The sequence below is a fragment of the Acinetobacter gerneri DSM 14967 = CIP 107464 = MTCC 9824 genome, from assembly GCF_000368565.1.
In the GTDB taxonomy this organism is placed as follows: domain Bacteria; phylum Pseudomonadota; class Gammaproteobacteria; order Pseudomonadales; family Moraxellaceae; genus Acinetobacter; species Acinetobacter gerneri.
Genome location: NZ_KB849552.1, coordinates 1 through 7,505 on the forward strand (window position 1 = coordinate 1; position 7,505 = coordinate 7,505).

General features: G+C 41.9%; 10 protein-coding genes. 5 read left to right on the forward strand and 5 right to left on the reverse strand.

Going from position 1 to position 7,505, the window contains the following annotated elements; all coding sequences use genetic code 11:
• Positions 1 to 104: 104 nt before the first annotated feature.
• A complete protein-coding gene (gene repM / locus F960_RS20250) occupies positions 105 to 1,088 on the forward strand; it encodes a replication initiation protein RepM (protein WP_004870947.1) in 984 nt (327 codons plus the stop codon).
• Positions 1,085 to 1,381, forward strand: a complete 297-nt coding sequence (locus tag F960_RS20255; protein WP_004870949.1) for a hypothetical protein — start codon at positions 1,085 to 1,087, stop codon at positions 1,379 to 1,381. The genes repM and F960_RS20255 overlap by 4 nt, the downstream gene beginning before the upstream one ends.
• Here the strand turns inward: F960_RS20255 and F960_RS20260 are convergent.
• A complete protein-coding gene (locus tag F960_RS20260) occupies positions 1,378 to 1,689 on the reverse strand; it encodes an HU family DNA-binding protein (protein ID WP_004870952.1) in 312 nt (103 codons plus the stop codon). The two genes, F960_RS20255 and F960_RS20260, sit on opposite strands and share 4 nt — an antisense overlap.
• 2 nt (positions 1,690 to 1,691) lie before the next feature.
• Positions 1,692 to 1,979 carry a DUF8583 domain-containing protein gene (locus F960_RS20265; protein ID WP_004870954.1) on the reverse strand — a complete coding sequence of 96 codons (288 nt, stop codon included), beginning with the start codon at positions 1,977 to 1,979 and terminating at the stop codon, positions 1,692 to 1,694.
• 207 nt (positions 1,980 to 2,186) lie between these two features.
• Between F960_RS20265 and mobQ the strand changes: the two genes are divergently transcribed.
• Both mobQ and F960_RS20275 read left to right on the forward strand, forming a co-directional pair.
• Entirely contained in the window at positions 2,187 to 3,140 is a 954-nt protein-coding gene (gene mobQ / locus F960_RS20270) for a MobQ family relaxase (RefSeq protein ID WP_004870957.1), read from the forward strand.
• Complete coding sequence (locus tag F960_RS20275; protein ID WP_004870960.1) at positions 3,137 to 3,607, forward strand: hypothetical protein; 471 nt, start codon at positions 3,137 to 3,139, stop codon at positions 3,605 to 3,607. Before mobQ ends, F960_RS20275 begins: the two co-directional genes overlap by 4 nt.
• Before the next feature lie 113 nt (positions 3,608 to 3,720).
• On the opposite strand, the gene F960_RS20280 is transcribed toward F960_RS20275, so the two are convergent.
• From F960_RS20280 to lysA, 3 genes are all read right to left on the reverse strand, one after another.
• A complete protein-coding gene (locus F960_RS20280; RefSeq protein ID WP_001129137.1) occupies positions 3,721 to 4,002 on the reverse strand; it encodes a type II toxin-antitoxin system YafQ family toxin in 282 nt (93 codons plus the stop codon).
• A complete protein-coding gene (locus F960_RS20285) occupies positions 3,995 to 4,288 on the reverse strand; it encodes a type II toxin-antitoxin system RelB/DinJ family antitoxin (RefSeq protein WP_004870963.1) in 294 nt (97 codons plus the stop codon). The genes F960_RS20280 and F960_RS20285 overlap by 8 nt, the downstream gene beginning before the upstream one ends.
• Before the next feature lie 288 nt (positions 4,289 to 4,576).
• Positions 4,577 to 5,827 (reverse strand): diaminopimelate decarboxylase, encoded by a 1,251-nt coding sequence (gene lysA / locus F960_RS20290; RefSeq protein ID WP_004870965.1) that lies wholly within the window; start codon positions 5,825 to 5,827, stop codon positions 4,577 to 4,579.
• Positions 5,828 to 5,896: 69 nt separating this feature from the next.
• Between lysA and F960_RS20295 the strand changes: the two genes are divergently transcribed.
• Complete coding sequence (locus F960_RS20295; RefSeq protein ID WP_020847079.1) at positions 5,897 to 6,811, forward strand: LysR family transcriptional regulator; 915 nt, start codon at positions 5,897 to 5,899, stop codon at positions 6,809 to 6,811.
• The last annotated feature ends 694 nt before the right edge of the window (positions 6,812 to 7,505 follow it).

A 7,505-nucleotide genomic window follows, 5' to 3' on the forward strand; every position in this document is an offset into this window, starting at 1 on the left:
TATCTATACGTTTATGCAGTCTTATCTATACGTTTATGCAGTATTGCTATACATATTTAATCAATGTAATATAATTACAACTAAAAAGAATGTATGTATAAAAAATGGCAAATGATTTAGTTATTAAAAATAATGCGTTAATTGATGCAAGTTATACCTTGAGTCTAGTAGAGCAACGTTTAATAGGGTTAGCTTTAGTGAAAGCCAATAATCAGCATCAGGAAATCACCAGTGATACAGTTCTTACCATACATGCAGGGGAATATGCTGAACAATTCAAGGTTGATAGTTCAGTGGCTTATCGAGCATTAAAAGAAGCATCAGAACGGTTGTTTTTACGCTATTTCTCATACACCTTATATGGCTTGGAGTTTGGTAAGGAATACACCCTTAAACGTCCCAAAAAGCTAAGAGATTGCGATATACCAACCGTTATGAAATCACGATGGGTACAAAAGATCGGTTATACAGAATCAGAGGGGTTATTACACTTCCAACTTACCAGTGATGTTGTCCTATTGGTTGCTAATTCAAAAGAATATTTCACAAGCTATTACTTATCACAAACTACAGACTTTACCAGTACCTACGCTACTCGATTGTTTGAACTCCTCATGAAATGGAAAAATGTAGGACATATTCCATTTATTGAAATAGAACAATTACGAGGGCAATTAGGTGTAGAACCTAAGCAATATAAAATAATTTCTAACTTTAAGTTGCGAGTCCTAGATGTGGCTGTGGAGCAAGTGAATCAACATTCAGACTATACGATTAAATACGAGCAACATAAGCAAGGGCGGACAATTACAGGTTTTTCATTCAAATTTAAGCCTAAAGTAGATAAAATCTCAAAAAAAATAATATCCAAGCAAAATCGTAATAGCCCCGATTTTTTTATAAAATTGAGCGATCCACAACGCCACCTATTTGCCAATAAAATGTCTGAAATGCCCGAAATGAGCAAATACTCACAAGGTACGGAAAGCTTTCAGCAATTTGCTATTCGTATCGCTGACATGCTTTTAGAGCCTGAAAAGTTCAGAGAGCTTTATCCATGTTTAGAAAAAGCAGGGTTTCAAGCATGATGAAATTAACCAACCTATTAGAAGAATTTCACGGTACACAAGCTGAATACCTCGACATCATAAATTATGAAATTGCGAGGGAAAATATATGCGGTTATATCTTCCTATTATCCCGAATATCCCAAAATGCCGAACCAACCGAAAGAATGCAGCTGGAAAGCAAAATAGAGGACTTAATTTACTATCGGGATAATTTGCAGATCGAAGATAAAGAAAATATCCAAAAGGTCTTAAATGAGCTAATTCCAGAGTATAAAGCCGAACAAGAACAACAAAGAGCTAAGAAAAATTAGGCTTTCTTCTTAGCTTTACTTTTTTGCTTTGGCTTAACAATAAATTGCTCTCCCAAGGCCTTTCCTTGTTTAAAAGTGACGATTTCCTTAGCTTCAATTTTAAGTTTTTCGCCAGTTTTAGGATTATGCCCCATTCTTTCGGCACGCTGTTTTACTTCAAAAGTCCCAAAATCAACTAATCGGACATTTTTATCTTCAACTAGGGCTTCTGTAATGACTTCAAGAACAGAATTAAGCACAACTCTTGCTTCGTCTTGATTAATATTTAATTTAGGCGCTAATTTGGCAATTAAATCCGCTTTATTCATAATTAATTTTCCTCAATATTTGGTAAGTCAAAAAGCTGTCTATCTCTATTTTCAGTTAAATATTCATTAAGTTCCGTGAGTATTTTTTCTTTGTTAGCTTCATTACTTTGCATCTTTTTAATTAAATAAGAACCGAGCAAAATTTTACGCCGAGTATCATCCTTTCTTTCCTGCTCCTTTTGCTTGGTTTTTTCTCTTGCTTCGATAGCCTGTTTTTGAGCTTTTAACTGTTTCAGCTTCTCTAACTGGGCTTCAATTTTCTTTTCGATATTTTCAGCAGATTTTGTCATAACGGTTAAATTCGGGATATAGAAAACCACTCAAGCATAAGACCCTATGAATTGAAATTCAAGCGGGTAATATGCTATCGTGTTTTTCATGAAATGCGCACTTACGACTTGGATTTCATCCAAGTCAAAGTTTGCGTAAGGGGTATCCCCTTAACCCCGAAAAATTGCTACGCAATTTTAAAAGCAAAACCAGCATAAGGCTAAGGCATGGCAATTTATCACTGTACGACTAAGACCGTTAACCGAAGTTCGGGACGAACTGCGGTTGCATCTATGGCTTATCGTGCAGGAGAAAAATTGACAGATGAACGAACAGGATTAACGCACGACTTTACGAGAAAAGAAGGTGTGGTTTATACGGAAATTCTTTCTAATTTGGATACTGAATTAGACCGAAGCAAAGTCTGGAATCTGGCAGAAAAATCAGAAAATCGGAAAGATGCCCGAACGGCTAGAGAATGGGTGATTGCCCTACCTGATGAATTAGACCCTGATCAACGTAAGGACTTGGCAAAAGAGTTTGCCCAATCTTTAGTAGACCGTTATGGGGTGGTTGCAGATTTAGCCATTCATGCCCCTAGTCATAATGGCAGTGATAAAAATCATCATGCGCATATCTTATTGACTACCCGTAAGGCTGAACTGGATCAAGATCATAATTTGGTGCTAAAGGATAAGACCGATATTGAGTTAAGTAATACCAAAAGAAAAACTCTAGGTATGGGAACAAGCCAGGAAGAAATTAAACAGATCCGATTCACCTGGGCAAAGCTAGCCAATCATGCCCTCGAACATGCAGGGTATCGAGAAAGAATCGACCACCGTAGCTATGCCGATCAAGGTAAGGCTCTACAAGCCACTATCCATGAGGGTAGTAAAGTCACCCAGATGCGCAGAAAAGGCATAGATACTGAAATTAGCCGTTTCAACGATATGATCAAACAGCAAAACAGCCAGCAGCTCCAATACAAACAACAGCAAAAGGAAAAGACCTTGGAACAAGGTTTCAACCGTGTTGAGCAAGGTTTCGAGCAATGGAAGAAAGATCAGGAAGCGCAACGTCTGGAACTTGAGCAAAGGCAAAGATTGAAATTGGAACAAGAGCAGAAAATGAAACAGACGCAGCGTATTAAATACGGAAGAAGTGGGCCATCGCTATGAGCAACCAAAATGACTTAGACGATCAACTATATATTTTATTGGCATCCATGAAAGAATACAGAGAAGCCATAGCAGACGATAACAAGCGATTAGAAGCGTTTTACAAGGAGGTGGCTAGCGGAGTACTCAATAAGACCGAAAAACACTTAAAAAACGCTAATCAGAAGCAAATAGACGCACTCAACAACAGTATTCGAGAATTAAACAATGCAACCAATCAACTTGACTGGCGATTCATGGCAATCTATGCCAGTGCTTTTGTTAGCTTGCTGATCGTTTTCTTTTTAGCATTATTTTTATATGTGCCGAGCATGGACGAAATCAAACAGCGTAGAGCAGACGTTGCATGGCTAGAACAAAAATACAGCCTAGATATTAAAAATTGCAATGGAAAGTCTTGCGTTCGCATCATGAAAAATGACTGTCACGGAGCGAATAAGGATTATTGTGTGATTGACCCAAAATAATGATTAGACAGTACTTTGCTCGGCTCTTGCCATCACCAAATCAATGACAGCAGTCGCAAAGTGCCCGACTTTGAAACACGGCTAAAGCCATCTTTCAAAGCATCGAGCGATAGTCATCCAAAAATTTCGGAATGGCTATCCAACTGATGCAGTTCTAAAATATCGTCACCAACAAGCCTATAGATCAAGACTAAATCAGGCTTCACATGACAATCACGACAATTCTTAAACTCTGCACCACCTTTCAAGGGATGATCTAAATACTTTTCAGGCAAAGGATTATTTGCGACTAAACAATCTAATACTTCTGCCCATTCAGCCGTAACCAGTTCTAAATAACGTCTTTTAATATCACGTTTAAAAGAACTGGTTACGATAATCTTACGTTTAGCCATGTGCTTCTTCCGACATAGCTTTAATCGCTTCTTCTACCGTTTCGTACTCGGTGTACTCACCATTTTCGATCTCTTTTAAAGATTGAAGTAACTTGGCTGCTGCTTTAGGCGTTAAAGCAGGTTCTCGTGCATAGTCAAAAGACAAAGGAATCGCTTTAGTTTTAACGATTTGATTCAAGAACAGTTTGAATGCTTGAGGCATAGTCAAACCATAGTCTTCCAAAATAGGGGTAACTTGTTCTTTTAACTCTGCTTCTAAGCGCATATTGAAATTGACTGCGGACATAATTCCCTCACTCAAAAACCATTAAAGTAAAGATAATATAAAGCATATTCTTTACTTTTTCATTACTTTTGATGTAATAAATGGTTTCTAACAGCTGGATTTCGTATAACCACCATTATGTTAAATAGGGGGTTAAAAGCTAATCTGAATATTAACTTTATCAACTTCACATCATGGGCTGGATATGAATCGAGATGCTGATCTTCATCTATACGATCAATTGAGTTCACTGATCTACTGCCGCAGCTCGACTTAGATCAGTTAAGTTGATAATTTTGTTTGGTCACTTTACACCGCCTCCAGCGCGAGCAGCTCAGCCACCGTTTGCCTTCGTCGAATAAGCCGGGGCTCACCATTTTCCATCAGTACTTCGGCAATCAGCGGGCGCGCGTTGTAGTTCGATGACATGGAGGCGCCATACGCACCGGTGTCGTGCAATACAAGTAGATCTCCCACCTGCGCCTGCGGCAAGGATCGGTGTAACACCACGCCACCATCTCCCTGCGTAAATACATCTCCTGACTCACACAGAGGTCCGGCAACCACCGTGTCTAACTGCAGGCCATTAACCGCTGTGCCATCAGAGTGGATCAACTCCATGCCGTGGTAGGCACCGTATAGGGCTGGGCGAACCAGATCATTGAAGCCGGCGTCCACCATCACAAAATGGTTGGAGCCCTGTTGCTTCGTAGCGCGTACCTCAGTGACCAACACACCAGACTCGGCCATTAAATAGCGACCTGGTTCTATTTCTAGTTTCACTGGGTGCTTTAGTAGTTGTTCCACTGCATGGCGCGTTGCATTCCATAATGAAAAATAGTTCGCTGTATCAATCGTGGGTTCACCGGTCTGATAGGGAACAGATAGCCCTCCGCCCGCGGAGATGGCGTGCAGATCTAAACCCTGCGCATTCACTACCTCTACCAACTTCAGCATGGCACCACACACTTCTTGCAAGTGCGTGTAGTCCACGCCTGAGCCAATATGCATGTGCAGACCTTGCAAGGCCAAGCTGTTGGACTTGATCTTTTCGCAGGCGCGTACTAGGTCGCCATGCCAGATGCCATGCTTACTATGCTCACCACCAGTATTTGTTTTCTTGGAGTAGCCATGCCCGAAACCTGGATTGATGCGTAACCACACCGGGTGCCCTGGGTTGACCGTACCCAATTGGTCTAGCATGTCCATTGAACCACAGTTCACAGGAATATTTAGTTCCACCACGCGCGCAAGCGTAGCGTGATCTAGCAGATCAGCCGTGAATACGATGTCTGCGTGCCCGTTGTGCAAGCCTGGCGTAAAACCACTAGCCAATGCGCGTTCGATTTCACCCAAAGACACCGAGTCCACCACTACGCCCTGTTGCTTCATGAGGCGAAGGATGTGTGTATTGGAGTTGGCTTTTTGAGCGAAACGCACTATGTCAAACAACCGCAGAGCGGCAATCTGGCACGTAATGGTGTCGGCATCATAGATCCACAGCGGGGTACCAAATTGCTGAGCCAAAGGAGCAATGGTAGTGGGAGTAAAAGGATTCATGGATAGATGATCTACTTCATAGTCAATTCAATCAATGCTATTCTTGTTGTTTAGCTATTCAATATTGATATGAATTTAACTCATCGCCAGCTGACTATGTTTCGCGCCATCATGCTGCACGGCAACCTGGGGCGTGCAGCTGAAGCATGTGCGTCAAGCCAGCCCACTTTGAGTCGCGAGCTGGGTCGTTTGGAGCAGTTACTGGGGTTTAACCTTTTTGACCGGGTGCGGGGCCGATTACGACCTACCGTGCGGGCACTCGCGTTGATGCAGGAAGTAGAACGCTCGTTTATAGGCTTGGAACAGATCGCAGCGCGCGCCAGCGAATTGCGCACGCAAGCGACAGGGCGCTTGCGAATTGCGTGTTTGCCAGCATTGGCCCATGCCTTGGTACCCCGCGCACTGGTATATCTCTCACATGCACATCCTGAACTAGGAGTTAGCGTACATCCCTTAGAGTCGCCTTGGCTAGAACAAGCCATGAGTGAACAACGTTTTGACTTGGGGCTGAGTGAAACCCAAAAGGCTCCTGTTGGAGTTGCCTTACAGCCCTTACTAAAAGTTAATGAAGTGGCTGTTTTGCCACGTGATCACAGTCTGTGCCGCAAGGCGCGACTGCAACCACGCGACTTTACAGGCGAGCGCTTCATCAGCCTCGCGGTTGGCGACCCGTATCGAACCGCCATTGATGCGATGTTCGAGGACGCTAAAGTACATCGCGTAACCCTGCTTGAAACCACGAGTGCAATGGCCGTCTGCGCCATGGTGCGTCAAGGGCTGGGCGTTGCCATCGTAAACCCGTTCACTGCAATGGAACTTAGCGGATCGGACCTAGTAGTACGGCCGCTTACCGTTGCCATCAGTTACCAGGTGAATATGCTTCTTCCTGAAATAGCAGCTCCGCACCCACTGCAGGGCGTTCTCGCAGATACCGTCCGCAAAGCCTGTGTCGACTTGAGCTACCTTGACCAGTGTTTTTATTAGAACTAGAAACTAGAGGATATCTGTTACACAGGCTCAATTAATCAGACGATATATTCCTTCATTTTCATATCCAGAAAATTTCTTTTAATCTAAAGATTTTCTAAAATTAACATAATACACCTTATACGAAATGCGTTATAATTATCTATAGAAATCAATGCTGTAGTTTCTAGTTGATAGCCCATCTTCCCCAAGGTGGGCTTTTTTTATGATTTATCACGTTCCACGCTCAATAAGTGAGCAATGTTTCACGGTTTTGATTAGATATTTTAATCAGTGCAATAAGAACCGAGCGAGTGTCTACGAGCGATTGAGCATTATAAAAATTTTGCCCCTGCCTTTTCCCTGATTACAAGCTCCCTTTTGATTTTAAACGGTAGGTACAGAGCATCCCGAATGGGTGCGAACTTTGGAGCTTTTGCTTTTAAAAAGCCACGAGCGAAGCGAGTGCCAGAGTCTTGTTTTTTCTTTTAGAAGTTAGTACTGAAATTAATTAAAAACTGCCCCTCGAAGCGAGGAACGAGCTTCAATAGAGTACGAGCTTTAGCGAGTACCTAGGGCAGTTTTAAGCACTCCCCTCTTTTTAATAATTTTATAATTTTATAATTTTAGACCACTTATTCATATTAATAATCAATGACTTATATTGCTATATCTATACGTTTATGCAGTCTTATCTATACGTTTATGCAGT

Excerpts from the sequence above, each read along its gene's own strand:
- repM (WP_004870947.1), top strand. The coding sequence starts at position 105 with ATGGCAAATGATTTAGTTATTAAAAATAATGCGTTAATTGATGCAAGT.
- F960_RS20255 (WP_004870949.1), top strand. The coding sequence starts at position 1,085 with ATGATGAAATTAACCAACCTATTAGAAGAATTTCACGGTACACAAGCT.
- mobQ (WP_004870957.1), top strand. The coding sequence starts at position 2,187 with ATGGCAATTTATCACTGTACGACTAAGACCGTTAACCGAAGTTCGGGA.
- F960_RS20260 (WP_004870952.1), bottom strand. The coding sequence starts at position 1,689 with ATGAATAAAGCGGATTTAATTGCCAAATTAGCGCCTAAATTAAATATT.
- F960_RS20280 (WP_001129137.1), bottom strand. The coding sequence starts at position 4,002 with ATGGCTAAACGTAAGATTATCGTAACCAGTTCTTTTAAACGTGATATT.
- F960_RS20275 (WP_004870960.1), top strand. The coding sequence starts at position 3,137 with ATGAGCAACCAAAATGACTTAGACGATCAACTATATATTTTATTGGCA.
- F960_RS20285 (WP_004870963.1), bottom strand. The coding sequence starts at position 4,288 with ATGTCCGCAGTCAATTTCAATATGCGCTTAGAAGCAGAGTTAAAAGAA.
- F960_RS20295 (WP_020847079.1), top strand. The coding sequence starts at position 5,897 with ATGAATTTAACTCATCGCCAGCTGACTATGTTTCGCGCCATCATGCTG.
- lysA (WP_004870965.1), bottom strand. The coding sequence starts at position 5,827 with ATGAATCCTTTTACTCCCACTACCATTGCTCCTTTGGCTCAGCAATTT.
- F960_RS20265 (WP_004870954.1), bottom strand. The coding sequence starts at position 1,979 with ATGACAAAATCTGCTGAAAATATCGAAAAGAAAATTGAAGCCCAGTTA.